This window comes from Cytobacillus sp. NJ13 (assembly GCA_030348385.1).
Classification (GTDB): Bacteria; Bacillota; Bacilli; order Bacillales; family Cytobacillaceae; genus Cytobacillus.
The window spans coordinates 2,499,735-2,517,282 of the sequence record JAUCFP010000006.1 but is presented as its reverse complement, the minus strand read 5'-3'; the positions used below and the strand labels follow the sequence as shown (position 1 = coordinate 2,517,282).

General features: G+C 42.6%; 19 protein-coding genes and 1 pseudogene. 12 read left to right on the top strand and 8 right to left on the bottom strand.

Annotated elements, in window-relative coordinates:
• The first annotated feature begins 177 nt into the window (after positions 1 to 177).
• Positions 178 to 1,116: a magnesium transporter CorA family protein gene (locus QUF73_12355; protein MDM5226997.1), complete on the top strand. Its 939-nt coding sequence runs from the start codon at positions 178 to 180 to the stop codon at positions 1,114 to 1,116.
• Between the two features lie 10 nt (positions 1,117 to 1,126).
• On the opposite strand, the gene QUF73_12350 is transcribed toward QUF73_12355, so the two are convergent.
• Both QUF73_12350 and QUF73_12345 read right to left on the bottom strand, forming a co-directional pair.
• Entirely contained in the window at positions 1,127 to 2,077 is a 951-nt protein-coding gene (locus QUF73_12350; protein MDM5226996.1) for an SDR family NAD(P)-dependent oxidoreductase, read from the bottom strand.
• Between the two features lie 75 nt (positions 2,078 to 2,152).
• Positions 2,153 to 2,725, bottom strand: coding sequence for a TetR/AcrR family transcriptional regulator (locus QUF73_12345; protein MDM5226995.1), 573 nt, complete (start codon positions 2,723 to 2,725; stop codon positions 2,153 to 2,155).
• A gap of 145 nt (positions 2,726 to 2,870) precedes the next feature.
• Here QUF73_12345 and QUF73_12340 point away from each other — a divergent pair, with 145 nt between their 5' ends.
• The 4 genes and pseudogenes from QUF73_12340 to QUF73_12325 all read left to right on the top strand — a co-directional run bounded on the left by QUF73_12340 (position 2,871) and on the right by QUF73_12325 (position 6,408).
• On the top strand, positions 2,871 to 3,383 hold the full coding sequence (locus QUF73_12340; GenBank protein ID MDM5226994.1) for an acyl-CoA thioesterase: 513 nt from the start codon (positions 2,871 to 2,873) through the stop codon (positions 3,381 to 3,383).
• A 15-nt stretch (positions 3,384 to 3,398) separates the two neighbouring features.
• A pseudogene (locus tag QUF73_12335) lies at positions 3,399 to 3,997 on the top strand (zinc dependent phospholipase C family protein).
• A 160-nt stretch (positions 3,998 to 4,157) separates the two neighbouring features.
• On the top strand, positions 4,158 to 5,939 hold the full coding sequence (gene ggt, locus QUF73_12330; protein ID MDM5226993.1) for a gamma-glutamyltransferase: 1,782 nt from the start codon (positions 4,158 to 4,160) through the stop codon (positions 5,937 to 5,939).
• Between the two features lie 142 nt (positions 5,940 to 6,081).
• Complete coding sequence (locus tag QUF73_12325) at positions 6,082 to 6,408, top strand: SCP2 sterol-binding domain-containing protein (protein ID MDM5226992.1); 327 nt, start codon at positions 6,082 to 6,084, stop codon at positions 6,406 to 6,408.
• A 40-nt stretch (positions 6,409 to 6,448) separates the two neighbouring features.
• Here QUF73_12325 and QUF73_12320 read toward each other — a convergent pair whose 3' ends face one another.
• The gene (locus QUF73_12320) at positions 6,449 to 6,946 is read right to left on the bottom strand and encodes a GNAT family N-acetyltransferase (protein ID MDM5226991.1); all 498 of its coding nucleotides are present in this window, start codon (positions 6,944 to 6,946) and stop codon (positions 6,449 to 6,451) included.
• A 135-nt stretch (positions 6,947 to 7,081) separates the two neighbouring features.
• On the opposite strand from QUF73_12320, the gene QUF73_12315 reads away from it, so the two are divergent.
• From QUF73_12315 to QUF73_12285, 7 genes are all read left to right on the top strand, one after another.
• Positions 7,082 to 7,225 (top strand): hypothetical protein, encoded by a 144-nt coding sequence (locus QUF73_12315; GenBank protein ID MDM5226990.1) that lies wholly within the window; start codon positions 7,082 to 7,084, stop codon positions 7,223 to 7,225.
• 123 nt (positions 7,226 to 7,348) lie between these two features.
• On the top strand, positions 7,349 to 7,522 hold the full coding sequence (locus QUF73_12310; protein MDM5226989.1) for a hypothetical protein: 174 nt from the start codon (positions 7,349 to 7,351) through the stop codon (positions 7,520 to 7,522).
• A gap of 163 nt (positions 7,523 to 7,685) precedes the next feature.
• Entirely contained in the window at positions 7,686 to 9,197 is a 1,512-nt protein-coding gene (gene cls / locus QUF73_12305; protein MDM5226988.1) for a cardiolipin synthase, read from the top strand.
• Between the two features lie 305 nt (positions 9,198 to 9,502).
• On the top strand, positions 9,503 to 10,894 hold the full coding sequence (locus QUF73_12300) for a TldD/PmbA family protein (protein MDM5226987.1): 1,392 nt from the start codon (positions 9,503 to 9,505) through the stop codon (positions 10,892 to 10,894).
• A gap of 1 nt (position 10,895) precedes the next feature.
• Positions 10,896 to 12,254, top strand: a complete 1,359-nt coding sequence (locus QUF73_12295) for a TldD/PmbA family protein (GenBank protein ID MDM5226986.1) — start codon at positions 10,896 to 10,898, stop codon at positions 12,252 to 12,254.
• Positions 12,255 to 12,439: 185 nt separating this feature from the next.
• Positions 12,440 to 12,976: a GNAT family protein gene (locus QUF73_12290; protein MDM5226985.1), complete on the top strand. Its 537-nt coding sequence runs from the start codon at positions 12,440 to 12,442 to the stop codon at positions 12,974 to 12,976.
• Positions 12,977 to 13,047: 71 nt separating this feature from the next.
• Positions 13,048 to 13,329, top strand: a complete 282-nt coding sequence (locus tag QUF73_12285; protein MDM5226984.1) for a hypothetical protein — start codon at positions 13,048 to 13,050, stop codon at positions 13,327 to 13,329.
• Positions 13,330 to 13,370: 41 nt separating this feature from the next.
• Here QUF73_12285 and QUF73_12280 read toward each other — a convergent pair whose 3' ends face one another.
• The 5 genes from QUF73_12280 to QUF73_12260 form a co-directional block, all read right to left on the bottom strand.
• Positions 13,371 to 13,712, bottom strand: coding sequence for a DUF3243 domain-containing protein (locus tag QUF73_12280; protein MDM5226983.1), 342 nt, complete (start codon positions 13,710 to 13,712; stop codon positions 13,371 to 13,373).
• A 65-nt stretch (positions 13,713 to 13,777) separates the two neighbouring features.
• A complete protein-coding gene (tatC, locus tag QUF73_12275; GenBank protein MDM5226982.1) occupies positions 13,778 to 14,506 on the bottom strand; it encodes a twin-arginine translocase subunit TatC in 729 nt (242 codons plus the stop codon).
• A gap of 14 nt (positions 14,507 to 14,520) precedes the next feature.
• Positions 14,521 to 14,739 (bottom strand): twin-arginine translocase TatA/TatE family subunit, encoded by a 219-nt coding sequence (gene tatA, locus QUF73_12270; GenBank protein ID MDM5226981.1) that lies wholly within the window; start codon positions 14,737 to 14,739, stop codon positions 14,521 to 14,523.
• Positions 14,740 to 14,778: 39 nt separating this feature from the next.
• Entirely contained in the window at positions 14,779 to 16,488 is a 1,710-nt protein-coding gene (locus tag QUF73_12265; GenBank protein ID MDM5226980.1) for a GMC family oxidoreductase, read from the bottom strand.
• A 26-nt stretch (positions 16,489 to 16,514) separates the two neighbouring features.
• Positions 16,515 to 17,279: a gluconate 2-dehydrogenase subunit 3 family protein gene (locus QUF73_12260; protein MDM5226979.1), complete on the bottom strand. Its 765-nt coding sequence runs from the start codon at positions 17,277 to 17,279 to the stop codon at positions 16,515 to 16,517.
• Positions 17,280 to 17,548: the final 269 nt, after the last annotated feature.

Here is a 17,548-nt window from a genome sequence, read left to right as displayed (position 1 = left end):
TGGATTTGTATTTCTTGGTGATTATTTACCCGGCATATTGAAATGCAAACATTCAGTCTTAATAACATTGTTTCCAGTACTAGAAATAATTACTCTTTCTAAAGGGTTTTACTAGGGCTGTGAGAGGGGAATTATGTATTTATTAAAAAGGATTAGGATTCCAGGAGGAAGATGGGGATGGAAAAAGAATATAGCGAAGATAATTGGAAATGGTACCGTTACGATCACTTGGATGAAATAGAGTTTAATGAGGCTGCCGACTATAAAGGGGCATTACAGGAATGGGCCAGGAACACTACCGAGAACAAAACAAATGTAATGGAAATAGATACTTCCGAACGTGATAAGGAATTTCTCAGCGGCTCGCTCATTTATCAGCAGAAAGTCAAAGAGCAGCATAAAAATAGTGTGTTCCACTATTTTCTGACAAGGGATTTTCTCATCACCGTCAACTTTGATTCGTCTGTCATTCAGTCTGATGATTCATTGCTGCTAAAAAAAATGGATTATACTCATAATGCCATTGATGGATTTTTCGTGATTTTAGGCGAGATTCTAAGTGATAACATCCAGAAGATTGATAAGTTTGAAGTGCGGTTAAATGAGCTGCTATGGAAAATAAAAGAGAAAAACAATATTAACCGCCTGGAAGAAATTTATGAGCTCCGCCACCAGATCCTGGTGTGGAAGAATATCATGATTCCTGTTAAAGAAATCAGACTGGGTGTAGAAGAAACGTTTGGAGAGGGTGTTACAGAAGGAACTGAATTTAAAAGAACCTGCAAGCGAATTGAAAGGGGCTATACGCTGGTGCGGGAGTATCAGCAGGAAATTGATGATTTGGTTAATTTTGAAGAAATGGTATCCATGCACCGGGGAAATGAAATTGTTAAGACTCTTACTGTCATTACCACTCTAATGACACCAATCGCTTCCTGGGGAGCGCTCTGGGGCATGAATTTCAAAGTTATGCCCGAACTTGAGTGGAAGTATGGGTATTTATTCTCGATCATGATCATCGCTGCCACTACAGCGGGCCTCTATATCATGCTTGTAAAAAAAGGCTGGATGGGTGATATCCTAAGAGGGAAGAAGAAAAATTCATTCTTTAAATAAAGGAATGCCGCTAGATTGCGGCATTCCTTTCGTTTAGTAAATGATCCAGTGTCACTTTAATCCCAGCCTCGTATGGTGTTTTAGGGAGAGTTCCAATTATCGCTTCATATTTACTGCCGTCCAAAATAACAGGCGTCTGATTCAAATACATCAATTCTGTATATTCCCTCATCATGGGATCCACAACACCGATAGCACGAATCATCCATTTATGGACAGGTCTGAAGGTAACGCCTCTGCTAAGATGCTGAGAAACAATACTGGCTATTTCTTCTCCGGTTATGGTTCCTGCTCCAGGGATATTCCAGACTTCACCGTATGAGTTTTTATTCAATGAAAGTTCGGCTAAAGCTTCCGCCCCATCTTTAATAAAAATGAATTCTCTCGGTATATTGGTCTTGCCGACAAACATGCCCTTATTTTTCTCAATAATCTGGCTGAGTGTATAGTGTAAGAGTGTGTTTCCTGTATGAGGGCCGTAAAAGTCAGGGAAGTGGGCAATGATGTATGGCACGCCTGATTTTTTAATAGTCTCAATTAGAGCCTGGCGCAGCTTGCCTTTTTTTGTGTTCGGATTCTTGGGAGAAACTTCGTTAGCAGGGCTGGATTGAAGGCCATAGGAATATATATTATCAGCATAAATAAAAGGCTTATGATGTTTGCGGCAAGCCTGCAGGATATTATTTAAGATCATTGAGAGTGTGGGATCCCAGTCGGGGTAAGGGATATTAATGGCATGAAAAACAGCATCTGCTTCGGACACTGCCTTTTCAACATCATTTGGATTCAGTGCATCGCCTGAATGGATAACAGCACTTGGTCCCCAGTCTTTTTTGAAGTTAAGCAGGTTTTCTTCAGATCTTGCAAAAGCGATAGTTTTAATATTTCTGCGGCATAATGCCTCTGTCAAAGCATAGCCCATTCCGCCTGTTGCTCCTAAAACTGCAGCTGTTTTCATCATTCTTCATCATCCTTTTTATTTAATTGACCACTGTTCAATTATGGGGAAAAATTAAAGAAATGCGACGTCATTTCTTTAAAAAATTGCTTTTATTAAAAATTGGGCATGTGAAGAGGCGAGTTCCTTCACTTCTTCAAATGTTGTTTCCGATCTGCAATAATGTGTGACAAAGCCGTGCAAACTTAGAAATACAGACCATATATCCTTTATGGAAAGAGATCTTGGCGCGAGTGAATTAATCGCTTGCGCAAAATGCATGTAGCTTTTATTTGGTCCTTCATTTAGATAGCTTTTCACATCATCATCATGAATTAAAAACATCAGCTCATAATGTTTTTGATGGGTCATTCCAAATTGGATATAACGGTAAAAAATGTTGAAAAGCTTCTGTTCATTGGTATCTGCAGATTCTTCCAGCACACTGTCGAGGACTTGATCGAGCTTTTGAAAATCGGCTTCAACTATTTCGTAAAATAATTGAGCCTTATTTTTGAAATGATAATAGATGGCACCATGGCTGCACTGAAGGGTGTCCGCAATTTTTCTCATGGATGCTGCGGAATATCCTTCCTTTACAAACAGGTCACGTGCAACAGAGATGATTGCTTCTTTTGTTAGTTCTTCATGGGCTGATTTTCTTGGACTCATAGAATCACCTTTCATTATTGAACACTGGTCAATAAGATTATATGACGAAAGGATATTTTTAGCAATATCCTTTTAACTATCTTTCCAAATTATTTTTATTAGCCATCAGCTTTTGGTATGCTTTAAGAAAACAGGAGGGAACAACATGAATGAAACAAAAACATGCAGAGAATCTTTTACAGTAAAAACGAGCATTGTGCTGCCGCCTGACACAAATACATATGGAACATTATTCGGCGGCAAGCTTATGTCCTATATTGATGATGTGGCAGCCATCGCGGCGATGAGGCATGGAAGGAGAAATGTCGTAACCGCATCTACAGACTCTGTTGACTTTCTTCATCCGGTTTATGAAGGCAATTCAGTCTGCCTGGAGGCTTTTGTGACCTATACAGGCCGGACATCAATGGAGATCTTCGTAAAAGTTATTGCAGAAGACCTGCTGACAGGCGAACGGAATGTGTGTGCTATGTCCTTTTTGACAATGGTTGCAGTTGACGAGAATGGAAAGCCGACTCCGGTGCCGACAGTTGTACCTGAAACAGAAGAAGAAAAAAGCTTATATGAAACAGCAAAAGAACGTGCGGAATTCCGCAAAAAGCGGAGAAAGGACAGTGAAGCCAGGGCAAAGAAATACGGTACAGGTCTGCCTTGGTAAATAAGGGGGAGAAGAATGGGTTCCAGAGTGATGCATAGCATAATCAACAATGAAATTGCATCCAGAATGAAAATAGAGGACAAAGCAGCATTTTTACTGGGAGGAATAGCGCCTGACGCTGTTTCTCCGAAAGATCTTTCTCATTTTTACAAAGGAAATACGGATGATTACACGCGAAGAATTGATTATAATAGTTTCCTTGATAAATACAGGAGCAAAAGTCCTTCACCTTACATCCTCGGTTATTACACCCACTTAATTGCAGACCATGTCTGGCTGACAGGCTTCTATCTTCCCTGGCTGAAAAACAGAATGGAAAAAAATGTGGAAGTCTTTACCCGCTATCATAATGATTTTCGCCTATGTAATGCAAAGCTGTCTGAACATTACGGCCAGGTTAAATTTGAGATGTAAAGGTACCAAACCTAGATGAGGTTTCTGCAGATCAAGTCAGTGCTTTCATTCCTTATGTTTTAAAAGACTTCGAATATGATAAAAACGACGCTGAAAAGTCCCTTGAAGTGTTTACATTCCAGCAGATCATCGGCTACGTGAAAACATCCGTGGAGCTGGGGGCTGCCGAGTTAAAGAAACTTTTAATTGTAAAAAACTGACTCCTTATATCTTCCTATCCTGCAAATATAATTGAACCTTTGTACACACCAGTGTCTAGTAAAATAGATTTAACTTTCAGAATATTAACTCTTATTTCTTGATTATCCTTTTCCTTCCTTTTAAGTTAGACGTGTAGAACCTAACTGAAGGAGGAAGAATATGAGAAGAGTTTTGAAAGCTAGTATTCTAATGCTTTTAAGTATTTTACTAGTTGCCGGAACCATGCCTTTAACCGGGCAGGCGAAAAAGCCAAAGCCTGATGATGGCTATGGCGGTTATAGCCAGGTTGATGTCGGCAAGGATGGAATGGTGGCTTCAGCCCATCCGCTTGCGTCAAAAATAGGGGCAGATGTTTTGAAAAAGGGAGGTAATGCCATCGATGCGGCTGTCGCTGTTCAACTTGCCCTCAATGTTGTGGAACCGATGATGTCCGGAATTGGCGGCGGGGGTTTCATGATGGTCTATGATGGCAAAACGAAAGAAACTACCATCATTAACAGCCGTGAACGTGCCCCAGCCGGTGCCTCACCAGATATGTTCCTGGATGAAAACGGAAAGCCGATTCCATTTGCGGAGCGTTCAACTGGCGGTACGGCTGTCGGTGTGCCTGGCACATTGAAAGGATTGGAAACGGCTCTTGGAAAATGGGGAACACGCCCTATGCAGCAGCTGATCGGTCCTGCGATTAAGCTGGCAGATAAAGGCTTCCCGATTGATTCTGTATTAGCCGATGCGATTGCCGATAATCAGGATAAGCTTGGCAGAACGGCTGCAGGCAAAGTGTTTTTGCCTAAGGGTGAACCTCTTGAAGAAGGGGACCGTCTAGTACAGAAGGATCTTGCAAAAACCCTGAAGATGATACGTGCTGGCGGAACAGACGCTTTTTATAATGGGAAAATGGCAGACGCTCTTGCTGGTGTGGTGCAGGATTTTGGCGGATCGATGACATCTGAAGACCTTGCTGCATATGAAGTAACTATTGACGAGCCTATTTGGGGAGATTACCAGGGGTATGAAATTGCAAGCATGCCGCCTCCAAGCTCTGGCGGAGTGTTTTTGCTGCAGATGCTGAAGATTTTGGATGACTTTAATCTATCACAATATGATTTAAAATCCTGGGAAAAATATCACCTGCTTGCTGAGACCATGCATCTTGCCTATGCAGACCGCGCCGTCTATGCAGGGGATCCAGAGTTTGTAAATGTCCCTGTCAATGGGCTCCTGCACCCTGATTATATTAAGGAGCGCCAGGAACTGATCAGCCTGAATGAAGTGAATCCAAGCCCCGAAGCGGGAGATCCTTGGAAATATGAGAACAGTGAAGCCAATTATGAAGCAGCTGAACAGCCGAATGACCGCCAATACGGCGAGACTACCCATTTTTCCGTAACGGACAGATGGGGAAATGTTGTCTCTTATACGACAACGATTGAACAGGTATTCGGAACAGGAATCATGGTTCCTGGCTACGGGTTGATGCTGAATAATGAGCTGACAGATTTTGATGCCGTACCAGGCGGTGCAAATGAAGTCCAGCCTAACAAGAGGCCATTAAGCTCGATGACACCGACGATTGTTTTTGAAGAAGGGGAGCCTGTGCTGACAGTTGGTTCACCAGGCGGCCCAACGATTATAACATCAGTCCTGCAGACGATCCTTTACGCCATAGAATATGACATGGAGTTAAAAGCAGCAGTTGAGGAACCGCGGATCTATACAAATAACCTGAACTCCTATCGCTTTGAAGAAGGCATTCCTTTAGAAGCTATAAACCAGCTCAATGTAATGGGGCATAACTTCGGTCCGAGTCCGACCACAATCGGAAACGTCCAAAGTATTTTGATCGATCGGGACAAAGGAATTTTCAAAGGTGTGGCAGATTCAAGCCGCAATGGTGCTGCCATTGGTGTTGATTTGAAAGGAAAAGGGAAGAGAGAATAGTATATATGAGAATAGCGCCTTGTCAGTAAGGTGCTATTCTTTTGCCGGAAAATGAATAGATGTTCATTTTTCGGCAGGGATTTATCTTTATTTGTTGAAATATAATTTATGCAGGCATTTATAAAAGAAGGAGGAACATGCCATGACAGTTAAAGATGAATTATACCAGCTGGCAGATAAAATGAACGCTGATCCCGTACATATCAAGGATGAAAAAAACAGGGTGTTTCAAGTGGACTTTGAGGAAAGCGGTCTCATTCAGATTTTATTAAAGGAGGGAAAAGTAATAGTGGAAGAGGGGGCTCCTCATGAGCCTGAAGTGACACTGAAACTGTCAGACAAAAACTTTTCTAAGTTATTAAAAGATGATCTCAACACGGCAATGGCATTTATGACAGGCAGCCTGAAAGTAGACGGGAAAATGGGGCTGGCCCTGAAACTGCAGGAAATTGTAAAGAAATATCAATGATAATAAGGCAGCCCTTCAAACAGGAAGCTGCCTTATTTTATTATAAAAACAGTGCCATCAGGTCTTCATCATAGTACTTTCCATCAATCTTCAGTGCGTGCCTCTCCTTTCCGTAAACCTCGAAGCCGAAAGAATCATAAAGCTTTTTAGCAGGAATATTTTCAGACATTACGGCCAGGTGAATTTGTTCCACTCCGTCCCATGAGCGGGCCTTTTCCACAGCCTTGCCAACCAGGACCTTGCCAACACCATTCTGACGGGCGGATTCTGTGACGTACATCGCATAAATATTGGATCGATGATTCACTTTCAATCCGGTTTCTCGTACTAAACTGACTACACCTATAAGTTTTCCTTTTTCAAATGCGCCGAAGTGAAAGGAGTTATCTGCCTTAAATCTTTCTCCATACACTTCAGGAGGCCTCCCGGCTTCCTCCTCATAGCTTGAACCAAATGCTTCCGGATTCTTTTTTAAACCTTCCAATCTTATCTCTTTGTATATTTCAGCATCATCCGGACGCAGAAGCCTAATTTCCATCCTGGACACTCCTTTATTTTTTCCTAACCCTATAAATTCTCGTTAACAGTAAAAACTCCTTTAACATTTTTCTATATATAGTTTTTTTCTGCCTTTATAAGGGAACAGGATAAAAAAGGTACAGGAGGGATTGGAATGTCTCAGGAAAACAGCAAGGACTTAAAAGATATTATAAAAGGGCAGAATACCGGGCAGAAACAAGAACAGTCATTAAAAGATCAGGAGCGTAAGCCGGATCAGCAAAACCGTTTGAAGGACCAGGAGAATATGAGGAAGTAATAGGAAAAGGGGAGCTATGAAGAAAAGCTCTCCTTTTTTTAAAAGGAAAAATGAAATTTTCTTCGAAATATAATGCAAAGGGATGCCCGCAGGAGAATATATATAAATAAAGGGGGACGCAGAATGGGAGTGCTGTTTGGTTTAATTATCGCGACTCTGGCCTTTGCTTATTGGATCGACCGAAGAAGGAAAAAGATTAACAATACAATGCAAAAAGGAATCAGCCCAAGTGAAAAACCAGGGGAAGGCACGAATTATACGATGGGTGATAATCATTATACCGGAGGCGGACAATAGCCATGGAGTTTTGCGTTATCAGCAAGACTCTTCTTTTTTTCCGGAACATGCTTTCTTCTCCTGAAAATGGGAAAAGCTAATGTTGCCTGGTTTCTGTAGGGCATCAAAAAGGGTATAAGGTAACATACATATTGTAACCTTTTTAGATATGGAGAAGTGGGCTATGAAAAAAAGAAGAGTTGAATCCCTATTTGTTTTTATCCTGATTGCATCAGTGTATACGATATTTTTCACGGATGCCGGCTCGCCAATTAAAATCGGTGCTGTCCTGCTTTATGCAGCTGTGATATTGATCAGCGCCTATTCTTTGATGCTTGAGAACCGCAGCCCAAACCAGACCTTGCTGTGGATGTATGTACTGGTGTTTTTTCCGGTAGCCGGCTATCTATTTTATTTGTTTTCCGGGCAGCTTTATTTGAAAGGCTACTTGTTTAAAAGCAAAAGGAGCAGGGACAGGGATGAATGGAAAAGGCTGATGAAAAGAGAAGATACACCCGATATATCATTCCTGCAGGACAGCCAGCACTGCTTTGCAAAGTTCGCAAATAATGTGGCATTGACTCCGCTAAGCACCAATTCACGGGCCAAGATCCTTAAAAATGGCGAGGAGACATTCAACGAAATCAAGAAAAAGCTGCGTGAAGCAGAAGAGTTTATTCATATGGAATATTATATTTTCCGGTCTGACAGGCTTGGCAAAGAAATCATCAATATCTTGATTGACAAAGCCAGGCAGGGTGTAGAAGTGATGTTTATTTTTGATGCGGCAGGCAGCATGGGGATGACACTGGAGGATTTGCAGTCGATGGAGGAAGCAGGCATTAAAGTAAGGCCATTTTCTCCGCTGAAGTACGGGTTTTTCAATCAGAAATTCAACTTTCGAAACCATCGCAAGATCGTTGTAATAGATGGGAAAGTCGGCTTTGTGGGCGGACTGAACGTGGGCGTTGAATACCTGGGCGAAAATGAAAAAATCGGCTTCTGGCGGGATACTCACATGCTCCTGAAGGGGGAGGCTGTGTACACACTGCATACGGTTTTTCTCTTGGACTGGGAATATGTCAGCAAGGAAGATGTATTGGAGGACTACAGAAATGTAAAGTATCCGATTGATGATGATGTGCTCGATGGTGCGGTGCAGGTGGTGGCCAGCGGTCCCGACACACAGCAGGGGATTATGAGTGATCTGTATTATTCAATGATATCCTGCGCAACCAGATCCATTTGGATTGCCACACCCTATTTTGTCCCGGATGAATCCATTCGTACCGCATTGAGGGTGGCTGCGGCTAAAGGAGTGGAAGTGCGCATCCTGGTCCCTGAGATCAATGACAGCTTCCTGACCCAATACGCTAGCCGGTCCTATTTTGCGGAACTGCTTCGATATGGTGTCGAAATTTATACCTATAAAAAAGGCTTCTTGCATCAGAAAATCATTATCGTTGACGGAATCCTCGCTTCAATTGGGACGGCCAATATGGATATGCGCAGCTTCCACTTGAACTTTGAAGTCAACGTCTTCCTATACGGTACAAGCTCCATCCGTGATCTTGTCGCCCATTATGAGGAGGATCTGGAAGAAAGCGAAAAAATAAGCCCAGTCCAGTATTATAAACGAGGATTTGCGGAAAGATCGAAGGAATCCTTCGCCCGGCTGTTTTCCGGTGTATTATAAAAAGTGCCATGGATGTGGCGCTTTTTTTGTGTGGAAAACAGCTTTGCAAATAGAGTGAATTTGCAAATAAAGCGGCTGAACTTGCAAATAAATATGTAAACTTGCAAATAAAGCGGCTGAACATGCAAATAAATAAGCGAAATTGTAAATAAAGCAGTTGTACTTGCAAATAACCCCATTTAAGTCTCCAGACCGAGGCATAATCATCCTCCTTATTGGTCAAAAAAGGAAAAAATCATACTAAAATAAAGATCAGTTCGGTATGATTAGAATAGTTTGAAAAGTTAGAAATAGGGAGGGTCTTTATGCTTTCACAATCAATCATTCAGGATGTTATTACAGCAGCCCTGGCTACTGGCGGGGATTTTGCGGAAGTGTTTGTTGAGGATCGTTTTACCAATAACCTCGCACTGCAGGCCGGTAAAATTGAGAGCAGCTTATCGGGCAGGGATTACGGGATAGGCATTCGCGTGTTTAAGGGACTGCAGAGTGTTTATGCTTACACAACGGATGGTTCAAAGGAAGGTTTGCTTAAAGCTGCGGGCAATGCTGCCCAGGCGATCCAAGGAGAAAAAATCATTCAGCCCTCACAGCTTCAAAAAGAAATCATTCCGGCAGCACATCCTATATCTCTTAATCCGCGCGAAGTGGAGAAGCTTCGCAAAGTAGATGTGATGAAAAAGGCTTACGAGATTGCGAAAAAGTATCATAACAGCATCCAGCAGGTTACGGTCAGGTATTTGGATGAAGAACAGAATGTGCTGATTGCCAACTCGGAAGGTAAATTTGTTGAAGACCGCCGGGTGCGAAGCCGTCTTGCCATTCAGTCAATTGCTGCAGAAGGAAACCAAATGCAGACTGGCTTCTATGGACCTGGAGCCCATAAAGGCTTTGAATTCATGGAAGACCTTAACCTTGAACATTATGCCAATGAAGCTTCCCGCGTCGCGGTCACGATGCTTGGGGCAGAGCCATGCCCGAGCGGAAAATTGCCTGTCATCATCGATAATGAATTCGGCGGCATTATTTTCCATGAAGCATGCGGACATGGCCTGGAAGCTACATCTGTGGCGAAGGAAAACTCTGTTTTTGCAAACCGGATCGGCGAAAAAGTGGCCTCAGATGTCGTTACATACATTGATGACGGCACGCTTGCCAATGAGTGGGGATCGATTACGATAGATGATGAAGGCGAAAAAGCCCGTAAAAATGTGCTGATTGAAAATGGGATATTAAAAGGTTACTTGATTGATAAATTCGGCGGCCGCAGAATGGGCATGGAGTCGACAGGATCAGGAAGACGGCAGTCCTACCGCTTTGCACCGACTTCGAGGATGACGAATACGTACATTGCAAACGGCAAATCCACTCCGGAAGAAATCATCTCAAATACAGAATACGGAATATATACAAAATACATGGGCGGCGGCCAGGTCAATACCACAACTGGCGATTACAATTTCGCTGTCATGGAGGCATATCTTGTAAAAGAGGGGAAAATCGGCAAACCGTTAAAAGGTGCTACATTAATAGGAAATGGCCCGAAAACTCTCCAGCTGGTTGATATGGTGGGGAATAACCTGGACCACGGTGCAGGCATGTGCGGTTCACAAAGCGGAAGCATTCCTGTCAATGTTGGCCAGCCGATGATCCGCGTAAGCGAAATGACTGTTGGCGGAACAAAGGGGGGCGAATAATATGAATCTGCAGGAATTTAAAGAAAAGCTATTTCATCTTGGCGGGCAGCATGGTTTTACAGATATGGAGCTTTATTATGAGAGAGAGGAAAAGTTCTCCTGCGAGCTTTACAAAGGGGAAATTGACTCCTACGACACCTCCGAAGTGTTCGGAACCTCCTTCCGAGGCCTTTACGAAGGCAGGATGGGCTATGCTTTTACGGAGAAGATGGATGAGGAATCCCTGTCTTTTCTGATCGAGAATGTGAAGGAAAACTCTCAATTTATTGAAGATGAAGTACAGGAAGAAATCTTTGCCGGCAGCAAAAAGTATGAGGCAGGAAGCTACTATTCAAGTAGTCTTGCTGAAGTTACGATCCCTGAAAAAATAAATTTGCTTAAGGAAATAGAAAAGCAAATCTATGCATATGATGAGCGGGTAACCGGGACTGATTATTTCATGCTGAGCAGCGGTGAAACGGAAAGGGTCCTTCTCAATAGCAAAGGCCTGATTCTCAGCGAAAAGACAAACCATGCCGGCATTTATGTATCGGTCATCGTTAAGCAGGGTGATCTAGTGAAAAATGGTGAATACTCCAAGTTTACGAGAGACTTTTCCATCTTGAATCCTGAGGAAATTGCCAAGTATGCAGTTGAAGAAGCATTGTCACAGCTTAATGCCAGAAGTGCTGAAAGCAAGAAATATCCTGTATTATTGAGAAATGATGCTGCCAGCGCCCTCCTGCAGACATACATTCCTATCTTCTCAGCGGAAAATACTCAAAAAGGGCAATCGGCTTTAAAGGGCAAAACAGGTGAAATCATTGCTGCAGCGTCATTGAATATAGTAGATGATCCATTTTTAGAAGAAGGTCTGCTCAGCTCTAATTTCGACAGCGAAGGGGTCGCCACTGCCAGGAAAGATATTGTGAAAGACGGCAGGCTTGTTACCTTGATGCATAACCGCAAAACAGCTCAAAAAGATGGTGTAGAATCGACGGGCAATGCCTACAAAGCTTCTTATAAGGGCGCTTTAACGGTAGCTCCAACAAACCTTCATGTCATTCCATCTGATCAAAGCTATGATGAGCTGGTGTCATCGCTCTCAGAGGGCATAATCATAACCGAATTATCCGGCCTCCATTCCGGTGCCAATACCGTTTCAGGGGACTTCTCGATAGCGGCCAACGGCTATTATGTCAGAGACGGAAAAATGCAAAATGCAGTAAACCAAATGACGATTGCCGGAAACTTCTATGAGCTATTAAATAATATTGAAGCCATCGGCTCAGATCTGGAATTTTCGATGGGGTTCATGGCCACAGGCTACATTGGTTCGCCATCTCTATTAATCAGGGAGCTGGCTGTGACGGTTGAATAATTAAAAGGTGATGGCACACTACTGCAATAGGTGGTGTGCTTTCTTAATTGTGTGAGAATATTTTATTAAAAGTACCTAGATAAAAATAATAAGCTGCTGGAAAAGCTAAAAATCTTCTGGAAAAATAAAGGATGTTCTTTCGAAAAATAGAAATATTGCTGATAAACAAAAAAGGAGACAATGAGATGAAACCCCTTGAAACCAGCCGCCTAATTCTTCGCAGCCTTACCCTTAACGATGCACCTAAGGTAGAAGAATATGCAAGCGATTATGATGTGGCCAAAACAACACTAAATATTCCCCATCCCTATCCTGAAGGGGGAGCAAGGGAGTTTATTGCAAGCATCCTGGAAGCAGAGAGAAACGGTAAAATTGCGATTTTCTCCATTACGAAAAAAGAGGATAATAGCTTAATAGGACTCATCAATATTACAGGAACTAATGCAAACAGAAGAGCAGAAATCGGCTATTGGATCGGCAAGCCGTTCTGGGGAAAAGGGTATGGTACAGAGGCAGCCAGGGCAGTTATTAAATATGGATTCGAAAAGCTGCAGCATAACCGCATTTATGCCCTTGCGTTTACAGACAATCCTGGATCATGGAGGATTATGGAGAAGTCAGGAATGAAGCATGAAGGAATTTTGCGTCAGCATGCGATGAAAGATGGCAGGCCGGTAGACCTGACTTATTATGCGATTTTACGGGAGGAATATATAGGGTAAGGTACCACATTTGAATCCGGTTCCGCATTATGTTTCAATGGAAGCAAATCATTTTTTATATGGAGGTTCATGTGCGGATCATTGCTTCCCACCCTTTTATAACAGTCAGCCGGAAGATCGACTGGAATCAGCAGCAATACATTGAAAAGGAACTTTATCTTCATTTATTTGAGGATCACATCCTTTCGCCAACGGATAAATTTCTCATTGATGAAGTTTGGGATATGTCATACAGATCTTCCAATTGCGAAATTGGTTTTCTCTACCTTCATACCAATCGGGGGCTATTCTCATACCAAGTAAAGTCAGAGCCAAACCAGTTTATAAATCTTTATAGAGATCTAAAAAAGTAACAAAGCCGGAATTGCCATACACAACAATTCCGGCTTTGTTATTAGGCCTGTTCTGTCAGGCGTACAAGCATATGGGCCAGCTTATGTCTTTCTTCATCAGTGCCAGCTTTCCATAATTCTTTCAGAAGCTGTTCTTCCCGGTTTTTTGGCTCCACATTTTCAGCCAGGTAGCCAGCCACTTTTTCCGCTGTTACCGCAAGCTGTTCCTCATTTAATCCCAGCTTTTTGCCAAGTTCAATTCTTTCAGCCAGATAGCTTTTAAACTCATCGAAACTGCTTAAAATATCTTCCGCTCTTTCATTCGACATCTTGTCCATTGCATTCTTGATATTTTTCGTATCCAATTCACCATCTTGTTTGATTACATGATCCTGTTCATTCATTTTTACAGACCTCCCAAAGAACGTTTTCTTATTAAATATCCTTTTGGGGGCCAACCTAAACTTGTTTAAATCTCGCTGGATGGAGAGTCCTGAACAGCTTTCGATTTCTTGAATTTTAATTTTGATAAAATAACTCCAATTTCATATAGCCCGATAAGGGGCACAAGGACAAGAATCTGTGAAAATAAATCAGGCGGTGTAATAAGAGCTGATACGACAGCCATAATCAAATAAGCGTATTTTCGCATCGAGCTGAGCATAGCTGGGGTGACAATGCCGATCGTTGTCAGAAACAATAACAGCAAAGGCACTTCAAACAGAAAACCAAAAGGAATGGTAGACATCAGCAGAAAAGAAAAATACTCCCTGGCAGTGATCATCATCGCAAAATGTGATTCACCCAATAGCATTAAAAACTGATAAATAGCAGGGAATATAATAAAAAAGCCGAAACAAAGACCGCCGATAAAGCTGAAGAGAATGGCCGGAAAAAACATTAAGGATACTCTGCTTTCTTTTTCCGTTAATGCCGGCTTTACAAATAGCCAAATCTGATAGGAGATAAAAGGAAGCGCAAGTCCAAGGCTTATGCTTCCTGCAATTCCCGTATACAGCTTAATCACATCCAGCGGTCCAAGCATGACAAGCTCATGATCATTTGCGAGCATGGGTATCAGTCTGTTGATGAAAAACAGACATAGGGCAAAACTGGCTATAAAGAAAAGCAGTGATCGAATCAGCACTTTTCTCAGATCCGTTAAATGCTCTACAAGGGTTTGTTCTTCCGTTTTCATTCTAAACCCTCCTATTAAAGCGGTTTATCCTTCCGATCAGCCGTTTCAATTGAGCGTGTTTTTGAATCGGGTTCATCATCGTCACTCATAATATCTCTGGCTGATTTCTTGAATTCTGATAAGGTCCTTCCAAAGGCAGACCCGATCTCAGGAAGCTTTTTAGGCCCGAAGATAATTAAGGTAATAACCAGGATAATAATCAATCCGGGAATTCCTATATTTGAAAGCCCCATGATGTTCACTCCTTTTTTGTCAGTTTTAATAGGTATCCTTTATGCTAGAAGGCCGCCTTCTTTGCTGTATTTGATGATTCCTTCAGCAGCACGGTAGGCGAGTGCCCCAACTGTTCCTGTCGGATTATACCCTCCGTTGTGAGGGAAAGCGGATGCGCCAATGACAAATACATTTTCTGCATCCCACATCTGCATATAGTTATTTACAGCTGATGTTTCGGGCTCAGCCCCCATGATCACTCCGCCGGTATTGTGTGTTGTCTGATAAGGGACGATGTCATAGTGCTCCAGCTGCTGCCGGTCGTTAATTTTTGCCGGTCCCATCTCCTTCATGATTTTGTCTGTGATTTTTCCAATATAGTTATAAAGATTCTTATCCTGCTCGGTAAAATCATATGTCAGACGAAGCAGCGGAAGTCCGTAGGCATCTTTATAAGAAGGGTCCAGGTCCATATAATTGTGCTGTACAGGCATGGAAGCTCCCTGTGTCCCAATGCTTAAAGCCCTTGTGAAATACTTAATGGAATTCTCCTTGAACTTGCTTCCCCATTTCGGTGTATCAGTCGGAACCATATTATATTGAATCGGGCGATATCCTGATTGGTTGAGGGAAATGGAGCCGCCATGGATAAAGCCAAGATCAGAGTGGTCAAAATTGTCTCCATTGTAATCATCCACTGTTGCACCAAGAGCACCGGCACCCATGAATGTATTAAATTGTTCTTCATCAAAAAATCCAGCTGATCCGGGAAGGATCTGGTAGCAATAATTCTTTCCGATAACCCCTGATCCTGTATCAGGATTGTATGGCCGTCCCAGTTTGGATGTCAGCAGCAGGCGTGTATTATTCATGACATAGCTTGTCAGGATAACCATTTCTGCCGGCTGGATGAATTCTTCCTTCGTTTGCACATCCACATAGCGTACTCCTGTTGCTTTTTTGCCGTCGTGAATAATTTCTGTTACATTTGCAAAGTTGCGGATATCCACATTGCCAGTTTCTTTGGCAAAGGGAATGACGGCAACGGTCGGATCTGCCTTGGCTCCATATTCACAGCCAAAACGTTCACAGAATGCACAGTACTGACAAGGAGCCAGCTTGGCGCCATATTGGTTTTCATAAGCCTGGCTCATATTGCCGGATGGCATATGGTAAGGTTTCATACCCAATGATTTCGCGGCCTCTTTAAATCTCGTTGTAATGGGTGTTTCCTTCATTGGAGGATTTGGAAACGGATTCGCTCTCTTTGGCCCCAGCTCACCTTCTTCACCGCCAATTCCTGCCGCTTTCTCAAATTCATAGAAATAAGGCTCCAATTCATCGTATGTAATGCCCCAATCCTGAACTTGAAGACCCTTAATCTTTGCTTCTCCATATTTTTTAACTGTCTGTGATTTAATTTCAAAGTCATAAGGCAAAAAGCGGAAAGTATGCCCATTCCAGTGGACACCGGACCCTCCCAAGCCTTCACCAAGCAAAAAGGAGCCAAGCTGACGCATAGGAAGAGATCTTTCCTTCCCATGGTTGCGGAACGTGATCGTTTCTTTTGAAAGATCCTGCATTAATTCATAGCGGATTCCATAGCGAAGTTCATCATGGACAACATAGTAGTCCTTGACTCCACGCTCTTTCCCCCGTTCCAGGCCAACTACTTTTAACCCCTGTTTCCCAAGTTCAGCCGCAATGATCCCGCCTGCCCATCCGACTCCTACAACGACTGCATCTGTTTTTGGCAATGTTTTAGCCATTTTAACCACTTCCTTAAGAGATAGTACTATTTCGTATATGAATGGAGACTGTTCGGTTTAATTTCAACAAATTTTTCAGACTCAATTTGATTGATATAGCTCATCTGATGGCCAGGAAAGTCTTTCATTTTCCAGCCTTCCATATTCTTGTTTCCGGCATAGGCAGGATCTGCATAGACGCCTTCAATGGTTGCTGCCCGGAGAATATTAAAAAATGTCCTGGAAGTAACACCCCGGAGCTTTACTTTGTCTTCTTCAAAGGCTGTAAGAATTTCATCCTGCTGTTCACCCTCCAGTTCAGCGAAAGGCTTATTGAACTTATCATTGCTGTAGGTCTGCAGGGCAACAAGGCCGACATCAAAGACTTCATGCCGTTTTAAAGGGGATTGGTAACCCTGAAAGTTTGAGCCTGGGAAGAATGGGCCCTGCATATATTCCCTTGTATTGTTTCCCCATGAGCCCGCAAGCTGGTGGTCAATAAAAAATGGAACATCCAAATCATTAGCGCCAGGGCCATTTTCATCCTTTGGATAAATTCTCTCAACGGCCGCCTGCAGAATTCCGAAAATTTCAGGGTTTGTGAAATATAAAGGTGACTGCTGATAGGCAACCTGATCATGCCCGTTTGTATGGGTATTCTCTTCCGTTGCTGTACCGTCTTTATTCATGTTTGCACCAATTAAGCCTCCAAGAATGCCGCCTCCTACCAAACCGCCGGCAACTAATCCGGAATTGCGGATGAATCTCCTCCGGGACATGGTTGATTCTTGTTTTTGTTCATGTTCAGACATTTATCTAGAAACCTCCTTTTATTTGCCATTATGGTGATAAAAATACATGTCTAAACAATGATCAGGATTTTTTTTGCAGATAGTGAAAAAAGAAGAGGGAATGAGAAGGGGATTTATGAGGCATTAAAAAAGATGCAAACCGATTGGTCTGCACCTTTTTTAAGTCCGATGACGGACAACCTGAGGATTATGATTTGCATAGGGCCGAACCGATTTTAAATATATCGGTTATAGACGAGAGTGCCTTTCGAACGCTCTGCAAATCCTCC